This is a genomic window from Enterococcus faecalis, from assembly GCF_029024925.1.
Lineage (GTDB): Bacteria > Bacillota > Bacilli > Lactobacillales > Enterococcaceae > Enterococcus > Enterococcus faecalis.
In genome coordinates this window covers 1,935,283-1,957,980 of record NZ_CP118962.1, presented here as the reverse complement: position 1 = coordinate 1,957,980, position 22,698 = coordinate 1,935,283, and the positions used below count along the sequence as shown (strand labels likewise).

At 35.7% G+C, this 22,698-nt stretch carries 18 protein-coding genes; 13 read left to right on the top strand and 5 right to left on the bottom strand.

Translation table 11 applies throughout. The annotated features are described in order from the left end of the window. Nucleotides 1-59: 59 nt before the first annotated feature. Together PYW42_RS09720 and PYW42_RS09715 are read left to right on the top strand one after the other, a co-directional pair. Nucleotides 60-875, top strand: a complete 816-nt coding sequence (locus PYW42_RS09720; RefSeq protein ID WP_002395516.1) for a MerR family transcriptional regulator — start codon at nucleotides 60-62, stop codon at nucleotides 873-875. Nucleotides 876-1,350: 475 nt separating this feature from the next. After that, nucleotides 1,351-5,475: an isopeptide-forming domain-containing fimbrial protein gene (locus PYW42_RS09715; protein WP_010816149.1), complete on the top strand. Its 4,125-nt coding sequence runs from the start codon at nucleotides 1,351-1,353 to the stop codon at nucleotides 5,473-5,475. Nucleotides 5,476-5,568: 93 nt separating this feature from the next. Here PYW42_RS09715 and PYW42_RS09710 read toward each other — a convergent pair whose 3' ends face one another. Then, nucleotides 5,569-6,156 (bottom strand): CPBP family intramembrane glutamic endopeptidase, encoded by a 588-nt coding sequence (locus PYW42_RS09710; RefSeq protein WP_002410846.1) that lies wholly within the window; start codon nucleotides 6,154-6,156, stop codon nucleotides 5,569-5,571. Nucleotides 6,157-6,525: 369 nt separating this feature from the next. On the opposite strand from PYW42_RS09710, the gene PYW42_RS09705 reads away from it, so the two are divergent. The 6 genes from PYW42_RS09705 to PYW42_RS09680 all read left to right on the top strand — a co-directional run bounded on the left by PYW42_RS09705 (nucleotide 6,526) and on the right by PYW42_RS09680 (nucleotide 13,769). Further along, a complete protein-coding gene (locus PYW42_RS09705) occupies nucleotides 6,526-7,464 on the top strand; it encodes an ABC transporter permease (protein WP_002389270.1) in 939 nt (312 codons plus the stop codon). A gap of 11 nt (nucleotides 7,465-7,475) precedes the next feature. Continuing rightward, nucleotides 7,476-8,399, top strand: a complete 924-nt coding sequence (locus PYW42_RS09700) for a carbohydrate ABC transporter permease (protein ID WP_002359877.1) — start codon at nucleotides 7,476-7,478, stop codon at nucleotides 8,397-8,399. Nucleotides 8,400-8,422: 23 nt separating this feature from the next. Then, a complete protein-coding gene (locus tag PYW42_RS09695; RefSeq protein WP_002369012.1) occupies nucleotides 8,423-9,889 on the top strand; it encodes an ABC transporter substrate-binding protein in 1,467 nt (488 codons plus the stop codon). A 70-nt stretch (nucleotides 9,890-9,959) separates the two neighbouring features. After that, on the top strand, nucleotides 9,960-10,595 hold the full coding sequence (locus PYW42_RS09690) for a YesL family protein (protein WP_002381610.1): 636 nt from the start codon (nucleotides 9,960-9,962) through the stop codon (nucleotides 10,593-10,595). Beyond that, complete coding sequence (locus PYW42_RS09685) at nucleotides 10,549-12,279, top strand: sensor histidine kinase (RefSeq protein WP_002410847.1); 1,731 nt, start codon at nucleotides 10,549-10,551, stop codon at nucleotides 12,277-12,279. Before PYW42_RS09690 ends, PYW42_RS09685 begins: the two co-directional genes overlap by 47 nt. 11 nt (nucleotides 12,280-12,290) lie before the next feature. Further along, nucleotides 12,291-13,769, top strand: a complete 1,479-nt coding sequence (locus tag PYW42_RS09680) for a response regulator transcription factor (RefSeq protein ID WP_002389323.1) — start codon at nucleotides 12,291-12,293, stop codon at nucleotides 13,767-13,769. A gap of 43 nt (nucleotides 13,770-13,812) precedes the next feature. Here the strand turns inward: PYW42_RS09680 and PYW42_RS09675 are convergent, their stop codons facing one another. After that, complete coding sequence (locus tag PYW42_RS09675) at nucleotides 13,813-15,954, bottom strand: GH92 family glycosyl hydrolase (protein WP_002389127.1); 2,142 nt, start codon at nucleotides 15,952-15,954, stop codon at nucleotides 13,813-13,815. 172 nt (nucleotides 15,955-16,126) lie between these two features. Here PYW42_RS09675 and PYW42_RS09670 point away from each other — a divergent pair, with 172 nt between their 5' ends. Next, nucleotides 16,127-17,227 (top strand): FUSC family protein, encoded by a 1,101-nt coding sequence (locus PYW42_RS09670; RefSeq protein ID WP_002389175.1) that lies wholly within the window; start codon nucleotides 16,127-16,129, stop codon nucleotides 17,225-17,227. Between the two features lie 43 nt (nucleotides 17,228-17,270). Here PYW42_RS09670 and PYW42_RS09665 read toward each other — a convergent pair whose 3' ends face one another. Further along, on the bottom strand, nucleotides 17,271-17,753 hold the full coding sequence (locus tag PYW42_RS09665; protein WP_002356863.1) for an SRPBCC family protein: 483 nt from the start codon (nucleotides 17,751-17,753) through the stop codon (nucleotides 17,271-17,273). A gap of 21 nt (nucleotides 17,754-17,774) precedes the next feature. Beyond that, the gene (gene gloA2, locus PYW42_RS09660; RefSeq protein WP_002356864.1) at nucleotides 17,775-18,155 is read right to left on the bottom strand and encodes an SMU1112c/YaeR family gloxylase I-like metalloprotein; all 381 of its coding nucleotides are present in this window, start codon (nucleotides 18,153-18,155) and stop codon (nucleotides 17,775-17,777) included. A 212-nt stretch (nucleotides 18,156-18,367) separates the two neighbouring features. Here gloA2 and treP point away from each other — a divergent pair, with 212 nt between their 5' ends. Together treP and PYW42_RS09650 are read left to right on the top strand one after the other, a co-directional pair. Next, nucleotides 18,368-19,834 (top strand): PTS system trehalose-specific EIIBC component, encoded by a 1,467-nt coding sequence (gene treP / locus PYW42_RS09655; RefSeq protein WP_002388267.1) that lies wholly within the window; start codon nucleotides 18,368-18,370, stop codon nucleotides 19,832-19,834. Between the two features lie 127 nt (nucleotides 19,835-19,961). After that, nucleotides 19,962-20,966, top strand: coding sequence for a nucleoid-associated protein (locus PYW42_RS09650; protein WP_002356866.1), 1,005 nt, complete (start codon nucleotides 19,962-19,964; stop codon nucleotides 20,964-20,966). Between the two features lie 37 nt (nucleotides 20,967-21,003). Here the strand turns inward: PYW42_RS09650 and PYW42_RS09645 are convergent, their stop codons facing one another. Next, nucleotides 21,004-21,357 (bottom strand): YxeA family protein, encoded by a 354-nt coding sequence (locus PYW42_RS09645; protein WP_002387247.1) that lies wholly within the window; start codon nucleotides 21,355-21,357, stop codon nucleotides 21,004-21,006. A 198-nt stretch (nucleotides 21,358-21,555) separates the two neighbouring features. On the opposite strand from PYW42_RS09645, the gene PYW42_RS09640 reads away from it, so the two are divergent. Next, nucleotides 21,556-22,260 (top strand): zinc metallopeptidase, encoded by a 705-nt coding sequence (locus PYW42_RS09640; protein WP_002384290.1) that lies wholly within the window; start codon nucleotides 21,556-21,558, stop codon nucleotides 22,258-22,260. Between the two features lie 83 nt (nucleotides 22,261-22,343). Further along, nucleotides 22,344-22,682 (top strand): hypothetical protein, encoded by a 339-nt coding sequence (locus PYW42_RS09635; protein ID WP_002356871.1) that lies wholly within the window; start codon nucleotides 22,344-22,346, stop codon nucleotides 22,680-22,682. The last annotated feature ends 16 nt before the right edge of the window (nucleotides 22,683-22,698 follow it).

The following is a 22,698-nucleotide window of genomic DNA, read 5'->3' as shown; positions in this document are numbered from 1 at the left end:
CCTCCTTAAACAATACCGTTTTAGCTGTTACAAAGAGTCATTGTACACGTTCAAGTAACTTGAATGTCAACAGTAGAAATGCTAAACTTTTTGATGGAGGGAACAGTATGGAAAAAAATTACACAATAAAAGATGTTTCTGAGTTGTTAAATATCCCTAAGTCCACGATTCGTTATTGGGACGAGCAAGGGTTGATTAGTACAACACGCAATGAAGAAAACGGATATCGAACCTTTGATTTAGAAGATTTGTTCAAAATATATGATATTGATTTTTATCGAAAAATGGGGATTCCTATCAAAGATATGTTGAATTTGTATAAAAAGACTCCTACCGATCTCTATGCCACCATGGAAGCAACAGAAGAACAACTGGGGCAAGAAATAAAAAGGCTTCAGCATAAATACAAAGAAATCAAGAAAAGAAAATTACATTTACATGCGTTAATTGATTTAGAAACATTGGTTTTTTCAGATGAACCAATTCCTTTTGATAAAATTGTTGTTGTTGATATTGAGGATCCAGAAGAGATGAAAGTTTACATGGAACACATTTCAACTTTAGGTATTTACGGGGATTTAAGTGAATCCAATGAACTGACGTATGGGATTTGTTTGGCAAATCATGTGAATAAAAAAAGTTTAGACAAAGTGATTTGGCTCAAAGAACCAAGTAGCCAATACAAAGGCTTTATTTTAAAAGTCAATACACAAGATACCCGTTTGAATAATATCGAAGAAGTAAAAAAGCGTTTAGCAAAACAAGGATTTGAAACAGGCATCGTTGTCGGAGAGCATATCTTGACACAACTAGAAGAGGAAAATCAATATATTGAATATTATTATGGTTGGATTGAAATTTTAGGGGAAAAGTAAAACAATTTAAAAAAAAGAAACTAGTAATAGCAAATGTAGCTAAGCTAGTTTCTTTTTTTGGTAAATGTAATGAAAATTACATGAAAAAATTTTTAGTTTTTAAAACAATTTAGAACGAATGTTATTAAAGGGAAAACAATAAAAAAATTACTCTTAAAGCTAGAACTTACCTATATTTGTATTTTTTTAGGGAAAGTCAATATATTTGCTTCATATAAAACGTGTTATTTAATTCGTAATTTTTTGTTGAAATATCGGGTTTTTTTCTTTTTTTAGCCAATATAATGTGTTACTTTTTGATTATAAGGAGAAACGGAAAATCGTACGTTAAAAAAAGTTGTTGTAGCTAAATAAAGAAAGAATTGAAGGTTGAAAAGTATTTTATGGAGGTGGATATTGAGAAACAATGAGTAATTGTAAAAGTTGTTTGAAGATGATTTGTTTAAGTAAATGAAAAGAACGAAGGAGAATGTAAATGAATAAAGCAGTTAAAAATTTTGTGAGTTACCTTATGATTACCATGCTGTTTATTTTAAATTTGTTACCAATGATGAACGCATTTGCTCAAGAAGTAACGAGTGATGCTGAGAATACTGTTGAAAAAGACGGGCTCAAAGTAATAGGGAAAATAGAAGATACATCGTCTCAAGAAGATATTAAAACGGTCACTTACGAAATAACAAATACACGAGATGTACCAATCAAAAATCTCATTTTAAAACAAAAAAATAACAATGATAGTCCAATCAAATTTGTATTAGATACTTTAAGCGAAGAGCGAGGACCTACGTCTTTAGAAGAACAAGCAAAGGTTGAAACAAATGAGAAAGATCAAACAACCGATATTAAACTGCTTAACCTTCAACCAAATTCAACAAGAAAGATTACCATAAATGGGCAAATAACTACAAAAGCGTCGAGCAAGTTATTGGTCAGCGTACTAATAGAAGATAATGAAAAAGGGACACTAGTAATTGATTTACCTAGTAAAGATATGCTAGCAGATAAAGAGTTTGTTTCGAAGGAAAAACAGGAAACTTCAGAAACAAAAGTAGAAAATCAGGCAAGCGAAACAGCCTCTTCTACAAATGAAATGACCGCAACTACTAGTAACGAAACAAAGCCTGAAGCAGGAAAGGCGACAGAAAGTATTCAAGAGACAGCACTAACGCAGGCTACCGAAAGTCCTGAGCAACCTCCATTAAAGGCGCAACCTACTGGTCCGTTAGTGCCACCAACACCTGGTCGGGGGTTTAATACACCGATTTATCAAAGCGTTCATAGAGGAGAACTTTTTTCAACGGGAAATACCAACTTAAAAATTGCGAATGAAAATACGGGGGCTGCGCAAACATTTTTAAACACACGAGGAGCAAGTAGTGGTTATGCAATTAACAATTTTCCTTTAGAATTTGCAGATGTTGACAATGATCCAAATACGTATAACTCTAGTCGGGCTTATATTGATTTAAATGGTGCAAAAGAGATTGCTTGGGCGGGCTTATTTTGGAGTGCCTCTAGATATAAAGGCCCTGCTTACGGAACAAATCTTTCTGATGAAGAAATTAGTGCACCAGTTCAATTTACAACACCAAATGGAACCGTACAGCGTGTTTCGCCCCAAAGGTACCATCGTATCGATCAAGATGCAACAAACCCAGGACAACGTTTCGGATACAATAATACTGGATTTTCTAATTATGCAGATGTAACTTCAATTTTACAAGGGGATAAAAGTGCGACAGGAAGTTATACGTTAGCAGATATTCCTATGACAAGTAGTTTAAATGGTCAATATCAATATTATAACTTTAGTGGTTGGAGTTTGTTTGTTGTTACAAAGGATCAGGCAAGTAAGTCAAGAGCTTTTAGTATTTACTATGGAGCACGTGGCAATGCTGCTGGAACTAATAATGAATTTACTATGAGCAACTTTTTAACAGCAAAACAAGGAAAGCTTGATCCAATTGTGACCTGGTTTACTGTTCAAGGAGATAAATACTGGACTGGAGACAACGCACAAATTAAAAATAGCGCAGGAACTTGGGTAAATATTTCGAACACGCTCAATCCAGTTAACAATGCTATGAACGCAACTGTGACAGATAACGATGAACATATGGTAGACAAGTATCCAGGGAAATTTGCGCCGGATTATCCTAATTTTTTAGATATTGATATCGATCGTATGGCAATTCCCGAAGGTGTTTTAAATGCTGGACAAAACCAAATTAATTTTAGAACAACAAGTAGTGGTGACGATTATTCTACGAATGCGATTGGTTTTGCTGTAAACGCAGAAACACCTGAATTTGAAATTAAGAAAGAAATTGTGGAACCAAAAGAAACTTACAAAGTTGGTGAAACAATCACGTATCGTGTCTCACTAAAAAATACAAAAGCTGATTCAGAAGCGATAAATTCAGTTTCGAAGGATGCACTAGATGGTCGCTTAAATTATTTGCCAGGCTCTTTAAAAATTATTAGTGGACCAAATTCTGGTGAAAAAACGGATGCTTCAGGCGATGATCAAGCAGAATATGATGCAACCAATAAACAAATTATAGTCCGTGTTGGCAATGGTGCAACTGCTACACAAGGAGGTAGCTACAAAGCTGATACAGCTGAAACAATTTACGAATTTAAAGCGCAGATAAATGAACGAGCAAAAGCAAATGAATTAGTGCCTAATAGCGCAACCGTTGAGGCAGTAGATATTTTAACATCTGCAAAAGTCAACGAAACTTCTAATATAGTAGAAGCAAAAATTGCGGACGAACAAGTAACTGGCAAATTAACCGCAACAAAAACCGTTAATAACGCTAAACCAAAACTAGGCGAAACTATCGAGTACACCATTAGCTTCCGCAACACTGTCGAAAATGGCGTCTTAAACAAAGTGGTTATCACAGACCAACTACCAAAAGGACTGACGTATGTCAAAGATAGCCTAACAAGTGTCGGTGATGAACCCAAGCCAACCAGCTTGAAAGAAACCAACGGCATAATCACGGCGGAATACCCAAGTATCACTGATACAAAAGAGCGGAGTATTCGCTTCAAAGTGATTGTTAATGAAGAAGCCAAAGCGGGCGAAACAATTCTCAACAAAGCCAAAGTAGATGACACAGTTAATCCGCCCGAAGAACCAGAGGTGCCTGTGGTACCAGAAGCGAAAGCAGGCAAACTAGCCGCTACAAAAACCGTTAATAACGCCAAACCAAAACTAGGCGAAACTATCGAGTACACAATTAGCTTCCGCAACACCATCGAAAATGGCATCCTAAACAAAGTAGTTATCACAGACCAACTACCCAAAGGACTGACATATGTCAAAGATAGCCTAACAAGTGTCGGTGATGAACCCAAGCCAATCAGTTTGAAAGAAACTAATGGCACAATCACAGCGGAATACCCAAGTATCACTGATACAAAAGAGCGGAGTATTCGCTTCAAAGTGATCGTTAACGAAGAAGCCAAAGCGGGCGAAACAATTCTTAACAAAGCCAAAGTAGATGACACAGTTAATCCGCCCGAAGAACCAGAGGTGCCTGTGGTACCAGAAGCGAAAGCAGGCAAACTAGCCGCTACAAAAACCGTTAATAACGCCAAACCAAAACTAGGGGAAGAAATCGAGTACACAATCAGCTTCCGCAACACCATCGAAAATGGCGTCCTAAACAAAGTAGTTATCACAGACCAACTACCCAAAGGACTGACGTATGTCAAAGATAGTCTAACAAGTGTCGGCGATGAACCAAAGCCAACCAGCTTGAAAGAAACTAATGGCACAATCACAGCGGAATACCCAAGTATCACTGATACAAAAGAGCGGAGTATTCGCTTCAAAGTGATTGTTAATGAAGAAGCCAAAGCGGGCGAAACAATTCTTAACAAAGCCAAAGTAGATGACACAGTTAATCCGCCCGAAGAACCAGAGGTACCCATTACACCCGAAGAACCAATCACACCTCGAATAAAAGAAGGCAAACTAACCGCAACAAAAACCGTTAATAACGCCAAACCAAAACTAGGGGAAGCAATCGAATACACCATTAGCTTCCGCAACACTATCGAAAATGGCATCCTAAACAAAGTAGTTATCACAGACCAACTACCAAAAGGATTGACGTATGTCAAAGATAGCCTAACAAGTGTCGGTGATGCACCAAAACCTACCAGCTTGAAAGAAGCCAACGGCATAATCACGGCGGAATACCCAAGTATCACTGATACAAAAGAGCGGAGTATTCGCTTCAAAGTGATTGTTAATGAAGAAGCCAAAGCGGGCGAAACAATTCTCAACAAAGCCAAAGTAGATGACACAGTTAATCCGCCCGAAGAACCAGAGGTGCCTATTACACCCGAAGAACCAGCGAAAAATAAAAAGGAAACAAAAAAAGTTGTTACAGACCAGAACAAACCTACAAAAAATAGTAAAAATGAAATTGCCATAAACAAGAAAGAAACGTCTAAATCATCCTATTTACCAAAAACAGGAGAAAAAGTCCAAAAAATATTTGCATATCTGGGTGTAGGACTGATCTTAATTGTATTAATTCTCTATGTTATAAAGAGAAACAAAGAAAAAGAAGAGTAAACAAAATCGATTGTTTTAGAACGACTAATTAGCTGAAAATTTAAGAGTTGGCAACATAAGTCAAAATGACCTATGTCGCCAACTCTTTTTGATTTATAACAAGAAACCCAACATATTATTAACAATATGAATAGCCATAACAAATACAAGCGAACGATTTGATTTTAAGTAAGCTGCAGATAATAAAATAGCTCCTGGCAGATAAATGAGAAAATCAAGGGGCTGTTGTGTGTGCATAAAGGTGAATAAAAAAATTGAAATTATAGTCGCACTGGCTATACCAATTGTTTCCGATAAACAATTCATTAATACTTGCCGAAAAACTAGTTCTTCAGCAATTGGCCCCACGATTGCTAAGAAAAATAGAGTAACAAGCAATGGAACTTGTGCACCAAATGAGAGAACATCTTGTTGATTAGCAATTGGATTATTACTCATGATTTTTTGAATAATAATATCGACTAAAAAAATCAGCCCCACCCATAAGAAAATGCTAAAAATACGCCAAAGAGTCTCTTCTTTAAAATAGTCGAACCCAGCAACGATTTCTTTCCAAAATAAAACTATTCCCACAATAGCAGTAATAGTTAAACCTGTTACGAGATTTGCAAAAGATGATTCTACTAAATTATTATCAAATAACAGTGAAATAGCTAATAATAATAAAGAACCAGCTTGCATTAAAACTGTGAAAAAATATACCACAATTAAACTAATTGCTCTAGTGTTTTTACGGATAAAATTCAAAAATAGTCCTCCTCAAAAATAATTAGATAATATCCTTTGTGAAAATAACAAGTTCTCAGCTTTTATACAACAAATACGCACTAGCGAAACCGCTTTATGAGTGAGATTTATCCAATTATTTTTTAAGTTCTTAAATAGTTATTAAAAAAATATCAGATAAACGTTTTCACAAAGAACGGTCAATTCGGTAAATTTTTACCTTAAAATGATACAAAATCTATAATTTGTTTCTCAAATCCTATAATTTGTTCCTTAAAAAGATATTATGAAAACGCTATTATATTTATGAAAGGAGCGAAATGAATGAAGAAGAAAAACGGGTTTTTTCAAAATGTATGGCGTTATAAGGCCTTAATTCTTATGGCGTTACCAGGATTTATCTGGTTTATATTTTTCTTCTATATACCAGTCTTAGCCAATGTGGTCGCATTTAAAGATTTTCATATTTCACCAGATGGTTTCTTAGCTAGTCTAAGAGAAAGTCCTTGGGTTGGTTTTGAAAACTTTAAATTTTTATTTGCGTCAAAAGATGCTTGGTTAATTACTAGAAATACCATTTTGTACAATGTCGTCTTTTTAGCCTTTAACTTATTCTTCGCGATTGCTTTTGCTATTATTATGAGTGAATTAAGAAATCGTCGCTTGGTTAAAGTTTATCACACGATGTCATTGCTACCATATTTCTTATCTTGGATGGTTATTAACTATTTTGTTTATGCCTTTTTAAGTCCAGATAAAGGGATTTTGAATCAATGGATTACTGGTAATGGCGGTACAATGATTAACTGGTATGCAGATCCACGTTGGTGGCCAGTAATTTTTGTCTTCCTAAATGTTTGGAAGAGTCTAGGCTACAACAGTATTATCTACTATGCTTCTGTGATGGGGATTGATCCGACATACTATGAAGCAGCGATGGTAGATGGTGCCAACAAATGGCAACAAATAAAAAATGTTACGATTCCACAAATTTTACCAATGATGTCTGTTTTATTAATTTTAAACATCGGCGGTATCTTCAGAGCAGACTTTGGTTTGTTCTACATCGTACCAAGAAATTCAGGTGCGCTTTACAACGTGACAAGTGTGTTAGATACCTATATTTACAATGGCTTAACGGCTACTGGTGATGTAGGCATGACGGCAGCTGCAGCGTTATATCAATCTGTCGTTGGGGCATGTTTATTATTAATTGCGAATTTAGTTGTTCGTCGAATTGAACCAGATTCAGCACTATTTTAGGAGGAAGGATTATGAAAAAGAAAAAAGTCACTAGCGTTAACGTTCGATCCTTCAACCCGACAGCGAATTTGATTTTCAATATTGTCATTGCTATTTTTGCTATTTCCTGTGTGGTTCCGTTTTTCTTTGTTATTATGATTTCATTGACAAGTGAAGGATCATTAGCAGCAAACGGCTACCGGTTTTGGCCAAAAGAATTTTCATTGGAGGCCTATCGTTACATTTTCCAAGGGGCAATGAGTCAACGTATTATTCATGCCTTAGGGGTAACGGTCTTCATTACGGTGACAGGGACGATTGTCAATGCAACAATGACGTCATTATATGCCTATGTCATTTCTCGTTCCAACTTTCCATTTAAAAAATTCTTTACATTGTTTGCTTTAATTACAATGTTATTTTCACCAGGGATGGTTGCGAACTATTTAGTAATGACAAACTTATTGCAATTGAAAGATACAATTTGGGCGTTAATTTTGCCTTTAGCTTTAGGACCATTTAATATTTTAGTGATGCGAACGTTTTTCAAGAAAACCGTGCCTGACAGTATTATTGAATCGGCACGTATTGATGGCGCAAGTGAAATGCGCATTTTTGTCAGCATTGTGTTACCACTAGCCGTTCCAGGGATTGCCACAATTAGTTTGTTTGCGGCTTTGGGTTATTGGAACGATTGGTTCAATGCATTACTTTACATTCAAAAAGATACCTTGGTACCATTACAGTATTTATTGATGAAAATTCAAAACAACTTAGAGTTCTTATCAAGAAGTACGGATATGGGTGCAGCAGCACAAGAAGGGTTAGGCGTTCTACCAAGTGAATCGGCTCGAATGGCGATTGTTGTCTTATCTACGTTACCAATTGCGTTAACTTACCCATTCTTCCAAAAATATTTCGTGGGTGGTTTAACAATCGGTGGCGTGAAAGAATAAAATTGTACAGGAGGAAATAAGGAATGAAAAAATGGCAAAAAGGATTAGCCGTAGCTGGCGCAGCAGCTTTAGCTGTAGGATTAAGCGCGTGCGGTAAATCTTCAAAAGATGCAGCGTCAAAAGGTGATGATAGTACACCAACGTTATTAATGTATCGTGTTGGGGACAAACCAGATAATTATGACCAATTAATCGATAATGCGAATAAAATTATCGAGAAAAAAATTGGGGCAAAATTAAAAATGGAATTTGTTGGTTGGGGCGATTGGGACCAAAAAATGTCAACAATCGTTGCTTCTGGTGAAAGCTATGATATTTCATTAGCACAAAATTATGCAACGAATGCACAAAAAGGCGCCTATGCTGATTTAACTGATTTAGCACCTAAATATGCAAAAGAAGCCTATGATCAATTACCAGATAACTATATTAAAGGAAATACGATCAATGGAAAACTGTATGCGTTCCCAATTTTAGGTAACTCTTACGGTCAACAAGTTTTAACTTTTAATAAAGAATATGTCGATAAATACAATTTAGATATTAGTAAAGTCGATGGTAGTTATGAAAGTGCAACGGAAGTTCTAAAAGAATTCCATAAAAAAGAACCAAATATTGCTGCTTTTGCTATCGGCCAAACATTCTTTGCAACAGGTAATTATGACTTCCCTATTGGTAACCAATATCCATTTGCAGTAAAAACAACTGATACTGGCTCACCAAAAATTATTAACCAATATGCCGACAAAGACATGATTAATAACTTAAAAGTCTTACATCAATGGTATAAAGATGGCTTGATTCCAACAGATGCTGCTACAAGTACAACACCATATGACTTAAATACCAATACTTGGTTCATGCGTCAAGAAACACAAGGACCTATGGATTATGGTGATACAATCTTAACACAAGCTGCTGGCAAACCACTTGTTTCTCGCCCACTAACAGAGCCATTAAAAACAACAGCACAAGCGCAAATGGCTAACTATGTTGTTGCAAATACGTCTAAAAACAAAGAAAAAGCTGTTGAATTGCTAGGCTTATTAAACAGCAATCCAGAATTGTTAAACGGACTTGTTTATGGTGAAGAAGGCAAACAATATGAAAAAGTTGGCGATGATCGCGTGAAATTATTGAAAGATTACACACCAACAACTCATTTGAGTGCTTGGAACACAGGAAACAACTTAATCATTTGGCCAGAAGAATCTGTCACTGAAGACATGGTTAAAGAACGTGATAAGAGCATCGAAGAAGCAAAAGATTCACCAATTCTTGGGTTTACTTTTGTAAATGATAAAGTGAAAACTGAAATCACTAACGTTGCTACAGTTATGAACCGCTACGCAGCAAGCTTAAATACAGGAACTGTTGATCCAGAAGAAACACTTCCAAAATTAATGGATGACCTAAAAACAGCTGGCTGGGATAAAGTTCAAAAAGAAATGCAAACACAATTAGACGAATATATCCAATCTCAAAAATAATCACAGGAGGCTGAGGCATTAGCTGAGCGCTTTTGGCTCAGCCTTTTACATAATAGAAAGGAAGAGGAAGATGGAAAGTACAGGGATTCAACGGTTGTTTTACCTTTCCTGGACAGTAATCAAACTAAATTTACTGTTTGTTTTATTTAGTTTAGCTGGAGGGATTATTTTTGGTGTTGGTCCAGCACTCCAAATGATGACTGATTTCATTTTGGAAGAGGGCATGAATTATCAAGCAATCACCGTTAAACGAGCATTTGAATCATGGAAAGCACATTTTAAAAGAAGTAACTGTTATTTTTTACTTTTTCTCTTCACTTTAGGATTTGTTTTTTATAATATTTATTTAGCCGTTCAATTTACCGGAATAATGTGGTTAATTATTACATTTATTTTATTTTTTGTTTCCCTAATACTCGTTATTTTTTACATTTATATGCTACTATATGAAGGAAGCTATTTTATCTCAACTATTGATTTAATGAAGCTTTCATTTATCAGTATCTTTTTAAACCTCGGTGTATTTTTTAAAGTCTTATTCGGTGTAATTAGTATCATTGCTTTAACTTGGAAAATGAAAGGACTGCTACTATTTGCTTCGTTTGCCTTAATTATGATGTGGTGTGCCTATGTCACGCGTAAAAATCGCCAGTTTATTGATGGAAAGTTGGAACAAAATGAAGCGAATCTTCAAAAAACTGTTTAAAAAAAAATATTTATTAAATCGATTAGTACAAAAATACAGTCTACTGTTAACAAGTATTATTTTGTTAACGGTGGCTGCTTTGTGCGCTTATGTTACTTATACAATTAACTTATCAATTGATTCACAAAAAAATAATGCCATTTCCCAAATTGACAGCTATGTAACGAATAAAAATAATGCGGCGACAAATATGATTAATGAATTAGCTGGCTCTGCAAGTAAAATTGAAAACATGCGAAAATATATGGAACTTTCTCCTCCTGAGTATTTTGACTATACTTACAGTCAATGGTCGGAAGATCGGGTCAGTACCCACTTTGGAAATAATTTAAGTACATTATTTAGCACCTTTCCTGACTTAGAAGAAGTGATTATTCGCTTAGATGAATTTGATCAGGTTTTGTTCGCCAATCGCACAGCTACAAATGGGAAAAAAATGGATATGTCATCAATTAAAAAACATGGCTTTCAACTAATGCGAATTATTTCCGATCCTTATACAGGACAACCGTTGGGAGAATTATACACTGTGTTTTCAAGTCAAGAGTTGCTAGGCAACCAAGCAGACTTATTGAAAAAATCAGGTATTAATGCGTTTATCTATGATAGTGCTGGAAATCAAATTTTTTCTGAAAAAGCACAATTTACCAAAGAAGAAGAGCGGCAACTAGATAAAAGAATGCACACCGATAGTGACATTCAACAGGTTTTTCATAATCGCTACGATATTACGGAAATAGAAAGCAGTGGCCGGAGTACCATTCTCTTATTAACAAGCCGCCGAGTCTTATTTCAGCAATTGTTTATGAATTATGCGGCCATTTTAGGGATTGGGTTACTTTTGATTGTTATTTTATTAGTGGGCTTAAACCGCCTGTTTAAACGCTATTCTCAACAAGTCCAATTAATTTTAGAAGCGACACGAGCCATTGGCGATGGCAATTTAAAAGAACGAATTGACACGAATCAAGTTCAGGAAGAGTTGAATGATATTGCTTCCGCGATTAATTTTATGGTAGACAGTTTAGATCAATACATTCACGATATTTATACTTTAGAAATTAAGCAACGCGATGCTCACATGAGAGCGTTACAGTCGCAAATTAATCCTCATTTTCTTTATAATACGTTGGAATATATTCGTATGTATGCCTTGAGTCGGCAACAAGAAGAACTAGCTGATGTTGTCTATGCTTTTTCAACGTTACTTAGGAATAATATTAACCAAGAAAAAACCACGACCTTGGCAGAGGAAATCTCATTTTGCGAAAAGTATGTGTATTTGTATCAAATGCGTTATCCCGACCAATTTGCCTATAAGTTCGAAATAGAAGAAGCAATTGCTGATGTTGAAATTCCTAAGTTCATTATTCAGCCGCTTGTCGAAAATTATTTTGTGCATGGTATTGACTATCAACGACAAGACAATGCTATTAAGGTCCACGCCTACCGAGAAGGCGAAAAAATTATTGTGGCTGTTGTGGATAATGGAAAAGGAATTACCGCCAATCGGTTAGAGGAAATTCGCGCACGTTTAAATCAAACAGAAATAGACACGGAACAATCCATTGGGTTAAGAAATGTTCATGAACGTTTACAACGCTTTTTTGGGGAGAGTTATGGTTTAACCATTGAAGGGAAAGAAGGAGAAGGGACGACAATTCGTCTTTCGTTTGTAGCATAAGGGGTGAAAAGATGTATCGAGTGATGTTTGTTGATGATGAATATATGATTTTAGAAGGCTTAAAATGGATTATTCCTTGGCAAGAGTTAGGCTTTGAAATTGTTAAAACAGCGCGTAGTGCGCAAGAAGCATTGGCTTTTTTAGAAACAGAATCCATTGATGTTTTATTAACAGATATTACGATGCCGGAAATGAGTGGGATCGAATTAATTGAGCAAGCAAAGAAAAAAGGACATCAATTTATTAGTTTAATTTTATCAGGTTATCAAGAGTTTGATTACGTCAAAAAAGGCATGGCTTTGCAGGTCCAAGATTATCTTTTGAAACCAGTCAATAAGCAAGAACTATTAGCCAATATCCAGAGAATTAAAACAGAATTGGACCAACAAAAAAAATCCCATGCCCGCGTTCGTCTATATCTAGAAAATGGCTTGATGCGTTGGCTTAATGATGAAATCAGCGAAGGAGAATACGAAGAGTTAATGCAGCAATTTGCGACTATAAAACCAGGTGATTTTACCGTTTTATTGGTTGAAGCTGAGATGTCATTTTTAGAAACAATCAAGGAACTATTTATGAAAAAAGGCCAACTGTTATTCATTGAAAGTTGGATGAGTACGTACCACCAATTGTTACTTATCTATAAAGGGGCCAGACAAGAAGCGTTCTTATTTATTCGTGAAATTGAAGCGATTCTAGCTGGTCAAGGTCAGATTTTTGTAGGGGAATCTGTCAATGAATGGGAAACGGTTTATGAAAGTTATGAGAAAGTAAAACAGTTGCAAGCAATTGAAACGTTCTATCAAGAATTTCTGCCAAATAATCAAAAAGAACAAATGAATCGTTCGGCAGAAGATTTTACTTTTCTAGCGTTTAACCAAGCCTTGATGATTGGGGATATGCAGACCATTCAACGGGAATTAGATGCCATTTTCAATCAGTTAAGTCAACAACACGCTACACCAGAATATGTACGCTATGTAGTCTTTTTACTTTTTTCAGATATTTCGCGTCAGTATCCAACTGTGTTAGAAGAAAACTATGAAAAAATCGTGGAAGAAATTCGAGCCAGCAACAATCTTAATACACTGTATGCGTTAATGCAGCAAGTCTTAGCAGAAGTGAAAAATAAACCTAAAATAAAAAAATATTCAGAAAGTGTTAGCCAAGCTGTAGAAAGAATTGAACAAGGCTATTTAGAAGAATTAAACTTAAAAACGGTGGCGGATGAACTTCATTTGAACCCTAGTTATTTAGGCCAAATTTTCAAAAAAGAAACCAAGCGGAGTTTTTCTCAATATTTGAATCAAGTGCGTACCAAGCATGCCCAGAAATTATTATTGTACACGGATGATACAATCAACGAAATTTCAGAAAAAGTAGGGTTCAACAATACCAACTATTTTTCAAAAATGTTTAAAAAATTAAATGGAATTACGCCAAAAGAATTTCGAGAGCAATACCAATCAAATTACGCAGGTGTCGAATAATAAAAAGAAAGATGTTCAATTTTTATGAACATCTTTCTTTTTATTATTTTTCTGTACTTAATGAAAACGGTCGTTCTGCTGTGTTTTGTGGATTCGGGACAATCCCTAATTGATAATCTAAAGTCCCGCCGTTTAATAGTTCTTGATGAGTAAAATAAGGCGCAGTATGTTTTTCTTGGTTTAACTGAATTTCATGAATAAATTGTTGTTGGACTTTGTTTGGTGATGTTTGAATGGTTAATTGTTTACCATTTGATAGTTTTACTTCCGCCGTCTGGACTAAAGGCATCCCGATTACATATTCACCAGTTCCTGGTGTGACGGGATAAAAGCCTAAGCTATTAAAAATATACCAAGCAGACATGCTACCATTGTCTTCATCACCTGGATAGCCAGTTGGTGAAGCATCAAATGTTTGCATTAGTTGTTTTAAAAGTGGTTGAGCCATCTCTGGTTTGCCGATGTAGCTGAATAGAAACGGATAATGGAAACTTGGTTGATTTGAGATGGCTAATTGACCAAAATCAATTGCCGCCATTTCACTCATTTCATGAATTTCAAAACCATAGCCTTCAACGTTAAAGTTAGGCGCTTGATTGCAGAGCTGAATTAATTTTTTTTCGAAAGCTAACTCGCTACCATATAGCTTAATCAAACCTGCAAAATCTTGATAAACCGCAAAACTTGATTGCCAAGCACTTCCTTCGGCGTAATCTTTGCCCCAACGAATATCTAAAAAGTCAGGACGGAAATTACCTTCAGTATCCTTGGCTTGCATAAAGCCAGTTTCAGGATTAAAAAGTTGTTGATAATTCAAGGCTTGTTGACGATAAAACGTTGCGGTCTCTGAATCATTCAGTGTTTTTGCAACTTGCGAAATACAGAAATCGCTGTACGCATAGTCTAAGGTATGATTGACAGATTCATGATAGGTTGAAGGAACATAGCCATATTTTAGATAATCCAGAGTTCCTTGACGTCCATAATTTTCTCGTTCGCTTTGTTGTGTGGCGCCTTTTTTCATCGCTTCTAGGAACTGAGGCATCAAGTCAGGACGAATCTTTTTCACGGCGGCATCAGCAATGACAGCGTCAATCAAGGTGCCGGGCATTAAACCACGCTCATCTGGAGATAACCATTTTGGCAAGAAACCTGTTTCGTTGTAACTATTTAAAAAGCCTTCTAGCATCTCTTCGTATTTTTCTTGAGCAATTAGTGAGAACAATGGGTAAACCGTTTTATAAGTATCCCAAAAGCCATTATTGGTATATAGTACACCAGGACGAACCGTTTGCGAGAACGTATCATAATGAATCGGCTGCTGATTTTCGTCCAATTCATAAAAGGTTTGCGGAAATAGGAATGTTCGATACAGTGTATGATAAAACGTTTTAGTATGTTCAGGATTTTCATGCGTTACTTTAAGGCGATCGAAATAATTATGCCAATCTGCGATTCCTTGTTGCAGCATCTCAGTAGAACGCAAAGAGATTTCTCGCGCTAAATTTAACTGCGCTTGTTTTTCAGAAATAAATGAACTACTAAAATGAACAACTTGTTGAGCAATATTTCCAAAAGAAAGAAGGATTTTGCCATCTTCACCTGAAGAAGGGGCAAACCATTTGGTTAAAGGCTGTTCAAAATGAAGCACAAAATAAAAACTAAAATCTGGATCTTCACAACCAGAATAGTTGATGACTTTTACAGCCACTTGATGGTCATCTAATTGTTTTACTTGATAACGTCCAGGCAGAGTTAGTAGTAAGTGATTATCTTTTTGGTGATAATCAATGGTTAAGATACCACCATACATGCTTGGGATTAATTGAGAAGTTATTTGATAGCGTAATTGAGTTAAGTTAATTTCGACAGGAGAAAAAAGGCTTTCTTCTGGACGATAAGAACTTTGGGCATGGAATAAAGAAAGTTCCGACAATGAACCACTGACAGGGGTCATTAATAAATGGCTAAAATCACCCATCCAAGGACTTGGTTGATGCGTTACTCGATAGCCTTGAAATGTTCGATCTTCTGGATGAAACCACCAGCTGCCTTTTTGGTCAGTTGTTTGCGGGGCGTAAAAATTCATCCCAAATGGCACGCCAGTATAGGGTAGACAATTTCCATTTGAAAAACTATGTTGGTTGGCAGTTCCGTGTCGCGTATCAATCGCTTGAATATTCATGAAAGTAGCTCCTTTGTTTTAAATGATATATCATATAGGCTGATTATAGCACAAAAAACGAGAAATGAAAGCGTATTTATTTGCTTTTTTATTTATTTTTAACGAATTGGTATATTCAATTTGGAGAGGGAATTGACAAGCATGTTACAATGGATAAGGAATCGATATTGGAGTGATTGTTATTTATTTTTTTAGTACAAAAAGTCAGCAATTTTTTGCGTATGTTTGGGCCATTTTCCCAGTCATCGCCTTTTTTTTGGTTAGTTTTTATACATTGGATTTTTTATTTTCCCCAAGCTATTTAATTATGGTGCCTGTATTTACTATTATGTTTAAAATTAACTATAAAAAAGATTATTCGCTTGTAGCGCTGCTCAAAATGAGTATCAGGCAATTTGTGATCAGTTTTTTAGCATTTATAGCTAGTAGTTCCTTTAGCTGGTCTATTATTTTAAATAGTAGTGTGACATTTTTAATTGTTTATTTATTTTATTCATCTGCGACACCGATGCGGTATCATAGTTATTTGATGATGTTTACGTTTTGTCAGTTAATCCAGGTTAAAGGAAATACATTTTTGATGCAATCTCAAGTTGTGGCCTTTTTAATTGGTCTTTTTTTATTGGCTTTAACATTAAATGCTTGGTGGCAAACAGGATTAAGTCAGCTAACCAGCTTAAAGAGTAGGGGCCATAAAAGTATTCAATTAAATATGAAGCAACAGAAATTGGCGGTTATTAATTTCTGGCACGACTTACAACAGACTTTTTTTGGGATTACAAGTTTCAAACAATTTTTAGAAAGTCCTGACGAAAGGGTGCAACGATTTCGTTTAGCTGTTCGTATGAGTTTCACCATTACGCTGAGTTTTATTTTAATGTGGAGTGTAGGAGGCATTAAAATAATTTGGATTCCGATGAATGTTTTTCTACTCTTGCATCCAGTGAAAGCAGAAATGAACACGCGTATTAAGACACGTTTTTGGGGGACTCTTTTAGGATGTTTCCTTAGTCTGTTTGTTGTCAATTGGCTTCAATTGCCACTGACACACCTCGTTGTTTCTAGTATTATTGGCATTTTTGTTTATGCCCTAAAACCAGGAACCGTGTTACAAGTGACAATGGCAACGATTTTTGGGTTATGTTTGGCAACAATTAGTTTACGAGGGATGTACGCCGCAGAGTTGCGGGTCTCTTTTGTATTATTGGCAATTTTTGTTGTTTGCTTAATTGATTTAGGTTTATTTGTTTATCAGCGTATCTTGCGTTTTTAAAAAGTGTGGCACAGAGGGTTATTTACCCGTTGTGCCACACTTTTTAATTTTCTAAATTCGTTAATTTTTCCAAGTAATGATTTTCTATTTGCGGAAAATCTATTTTTTCTGGTGCTGCATCAGGAGTTTCAACTACTTGCTTCAAGCGATTGAGAACAATTGACCAACCAGCGATATCTTTATGGCGAGGTGTTGTAAAATTTTCTGGGAGAGATTCTGAAAAGACTAACAGGGTCTGATGAGGTGCTTGTTCTTTTAAGTCAAAATAGATGATACCAGTATCCCAAGTCACGCCCAGATATTTTTCCTCTGCATAATCAGTGAAAGGCATTGTTTCTTCAAAATCGGGCAGAATAAACCGCCAAAACCCGTTAACACCTAATTCACCAATCTCTAATTCTGGAAACCATTGTTTTAGCTTGTCTGTCTCAGTTAAGTAGCGCCAAATCGTTTGAGGGCTGGCTGAAATTGCTCGTTCTGTACCAAAATAAATCGTCTGGTTTTCTAAGCGAAAGGTATCTTTCATTTTGTTTCTCTCCTTTATTTATTATTCATGAAGTTCTAAAGGTAGTCCATCTGGATCAAAAAAGAAGGTCATTTTTTCACCCGTAAAATCATCTACTCGTAGCGGTTCTGTTTCAATTCCTTGCTCATTTAAAAAAGCAATCACTTCTTCAATATGTTCAACTTTAAAAGCTAAATGACGTAATCCTAAAGCTTCAGGATAAGAGGGGCGAGCTGGAAATTGATCAGAAATGAAAATTTCCAATTCTTGGCTGCCTAATTTTAAATCTAATTTAATATCGTTTTTTTCGGGACGATGATTTTCGCGAAGAACTTCAAAGCCCAACTTTTCGACATAAAAATTTTTAGTTGCTTGATAATTTGAGGCATTGATTGCCACATGATGAATTTCTTTAAAAAACATTTTTCATACTCCTTTTCGTTTTTTCCCTCTGTAGTATAGCAATAAAGAAGCAGCTAAAAAAGCGTTCTGTTTGACTCTTTAAGAAAAGACAAGGGATTTGTAAAAAAATAAAATTCTTTTTTTTGAAAGAAAGCGCTTGCCAAAAAAAGAATAATCAAGTATGATGTATATACAACTTAATTGTATATACAAGTTTGAGAGGAGAATGTAAAATGGGTAAGTTTCAAAGCGATGCACAACAGTTGTTGAAAGCAGTAGGAGGCAAAGAAAATATTTCAGCTGTTTCTCATTGTGCAACTCGAATGCGTTTTGTATTAAAAGATCCAAAAAAAGCGGATGTACCTGTGATTGAAGATATTCCTTCTGTAAAAGGAACCTTTACAAATGCTGGACAGTTTCAAGTAATTATTGGGAATGAAGTCCCACAATTTTATAATGATTTTTCTGCAATTTCCGGTTTAGAAGGGGTTTCAAAAGAAGAAGGGAAAGCAGCTGCCAAAAGTAATTTGAGTCCTGTTCAACGAGTTGTTTCTGTTTTAGCTGAGATTTTTACACCATTAATTCCTGCACTTGTTATCGGGGGATTGATTTTAGGGTTCCGCAATATTTTGGAAGGGGTTCCATTTGGCTTTCTTGATGGTCAAACAATCGTGGAAGTTTCTCAATTTTGGAATGGAGTCAATTCATTCTTATGGTTAATCGGCGAAGCAATTTTCCACTTCTTGCCAGTTGGGATTACGTGGAGTATTACGAAGAAAATGGGAACCACACAAATCTTGGGGATTGTCCTAGGGATTACATTAGTCTCACCACAACTTCTGAATGCTTATTCAGTTGCGACGACTAAAGCAGCAGAAATTCCTTTCTGGGATTTTGGGTTTGCTCAAGTTAACATGATTGGTTATCAAGCGCAAGTTATCCCAGCTATGTTAGCCGGCTTCTTGCTTGCCTATCTTGAAATTTTCTTTAGAAAAGTGATTCCTCAAGCAATTTCAATGATTTTTGTCCCATTGTTTGCTTTAGTACCAACAGTATTGGCTGCACATGTCATTTTAGGACCAATCGGTTGGACGATTGGTAGTTGGGTTTCTGATATCGTAAATGCAGGATTAACGTCAACATTTAATTGGTTATTTGGCGCCGTCTTTGGCTTTATGTACGCACCATTAGTCATCACTGGGTTACATCATATGAGTAATGCTATTGATTTACAGTTGATTGCTGACTTTCAGTCAACCAACTTATGGCCAATGATTGCTCTATCAAATATTGCACAAGGTTCAGCGGTTTTAGCAGTTATCTTTATGCATCGTGGAAACAAAAAAGAAGAACAAGTTTCGATTCCAGCGATGATTTCTTGTTACCTAGGTGTGACTGAACCAGCGATGTTTGGGATCAACTTAAAATATGTTTATCCATTTGTTGCGGGCATGATTGGTTCAGCAATGGCAGGAATGTTTGCCACTTTAATGGGCGTTCGTGCGACAAGTATCGGCGTCGGTGGCTTGCCAGGAATTTTATCTATTGTGCCACAATATTACTTGCCGTTTTTAGTCGCAATGGTGATTGCCATTATCGTACCAATGGGCTTAACTTATATTTTCAGAAAGAAAGGCATCTTTAATAAAGTCGATCCAGTTGATGAAGCAACAGGGATGTTATACAGCGAAGAAGGGTAATCGCTTTTTGAAGTTAAGAAGAATTCGTAGACATTTGTCTACGAATTCTTCTTCTTTTTATAGAAACTATTGGCTTTTTTCTCTCTTTCAGTTAGACTAAAAAGGTTGAGAAAAGGAGAGCGTAAAAATGGATATTTATTTAAAAAAAGCAATTTTACACATTATTGATCGAGAAACTGGGACGCCGGTTTTTTCTGAAAAGGAACTAGATTTAACCACTGAGTATATTCGAACGTATTTAACTGCAAAAATTTCAAAACTTTCGACTGCACAAACAAAGACTGGAACATTGGCGGAAAATAGTTCCTTTGTTGACACGTTACGTGGGATTCCTAGTGATTTTGTGAAGAAAAGCCAAGAAGTTACCCAACATTGGTATGATGTTTATTCAGGAAGCGAAGATGCGCCTAGTGCTGATATTTTGTTCATTTTATATGAATTAGATACGGTGTTACATGTCGCAATGATTAAATTAAACTATAAAGAAAGTTACACGCATTACGTCGACTATGAAGAAGAATCCGTTTATAACAAACTGATTATCAATCGAGCAATTTTGTCTTCAAAATCACAAAAACCAGATGAAGGGATTACGGTTGACTTAGATACATTAGCGTTTGAATTACTAGAGAAAAGATATGAATTTTCAGGAGAAAAAATCTGGTATTTCTCTGAAAAAGTGATTGAGACGCAAGCGGCACCTTCCATGGAAGAAAATATCAAAGAAATTAAAAAGGCAGTCAAACGCATTGGAAAGAAATTTAACGAAGATGAGTTTGAACTAATGGCTTCTGTAAAAGAAGCGGTATATGATAGTATTGAGGAAACGGGAACGATTGACAATGAGCAAATTGCTGAGCAAGTGTTTAAAGAAAATGTATCAGCTAAATTAGCTTACCAAGAAGAAGTGAATGAATCGAAGTTTGTCGACAAAACACCGCCAGTCAGAGAATCTCGCGAAATTTCTGAAAAGAAATTTGGCAAACAGAAGTTAAAAATGGATAACGGTATTGAATTAATTGTTCCGTTAGATGTTTACCGCAATGGCGATTTAATTGAATTTGTTAATAATCCAGATGGCACAGTGTCCATTATGCTAAAAAATATCGAAAAAATTAGTAATCAATTATAAAGAAAAAACCGTTGGTCGCTTGCCAACGGTTTTTTCTTTATTTTAATTTTTCTAAAGCTTTTTCAGGGACTTCTTTTTCTGTCACTTCATTCCAGCTGATCACGCCTTTACGGGGATTAACTTTCAATTTTAGATAGGCTTTCATACGCAATGGTTGATCACGGGATTCGTTTAATTCCACGGTTTTTTCTTCACCGTTTTTATTAAACGCAGGTTGTTGATAGTAATAAATGGTCATTGCTTCACCAGAATTTGTTTTTTCATCTTTCTTTTCACCAGATGTTGTGATTTGTGTATAATAGGCTTCTCCACCGTAATAGTAATTATAAACGCCCCAGCTACCACCGGCTAAAATGACTATGGGAATTAATATTTTTAGTAATGTTTTCATTTTCCTCACCTCAAGGAATAGTATGCCTTTTTTTTAGGAAATTTGCCATATTTTTTTCCGTTAATTGAGTGACAATTTTGTTAGTTTCGGCACTTTCTTGAAAAATTCATCATTTTTTTAAACAAAAGACAACGTTTGTCGCTCCCTTTTTTTCACTATCATGCTACAATAAAGAAAAAAAGATGGAGGTAGAGGACAATGATGCCCTTTTATTTTGGAATCGATCCAACCTATATATTGGTAATTATCGGAATTGCGATTTCTGGTGCGGCCTCCGCATATGTTAACAGTACCTTTCGTAAATATGATCAAGTACGAAGCAGTAAACATGTTACAGGCACGCAGGCAGCACAATATATTTTACAAAAAGAACAAATTAATGATGTTGGAGTTCAGCAAATTGCTGGTGATTTAACTGACAATTATAATTCTGGAAACAAAATGTTGAGCTTATCCGAAGCCACTGCTCAATCGACATCGGTTGCGGCTATTGGCGTGGCGGCTCATGAATGCGGACATGCGGTACAAGATCATACGAACTATGTGCCTTTACGTCTTCGTGCAGCTATTGTTCCAGTTGCCAACATCGGTTCAACCATTTCCTTTCCACTAATTTTGATTGGTGTTTTATTTAGTTGGAATCAAACATTAATCAACATTGGAATTTTGGCTTTTTCATTAGCCTTGATTTTTCAATTGGTGACTTTACCGGTGGAGTTTAATGCGTCTAGACGTGCATTAAGTATTCTTTCTGAAGGTGGGTTATTAACAGAAGAAGAAGTCCCAATGGCCAGAAAAGTTCTTTTTGCAGCTGCACTTACCTACGTAGCAGCGGCGCTTTCGACCTTTTTACAACTTTTACGTTTGGTTATTTTATTTGGTGGCAATAACCGACGGGACTAAGTGCTAGTAAAGGTCTTTCTATTACGCATAAAAGTAATAATATGTTATGATTAAAGTAGAAAATAACAGAGGAGCTGAAGGAAATGAAAGCATCAACAAAAATTGGTATCGGTTTAAGCATTGCTGCAGTTGCAAGTGTCTCTGTTGCAGTCATCGCTTCTGAAAAAATTATTAAGAAGGTATCTCATGTTTCCAATCGTTATAAAGTTAAAAAGTTTGTAGACGATAAATTTGATGGAAACCAAAAATTATTATCGATTGTCGATGATTTATCCGATGATGAATTAGATTCTGTTTTAAATGTTGTTGATCGTGTGAAAGATGGCGGTTCAAAATTAGCTGAATATGGCGAAAAAGTTAAAGACAATACAGATTCTTTAAAAGAACGCTTTTTCACATTTATTGAAGATGCAATGAAGTAAAAAAGATGGCCTAGGC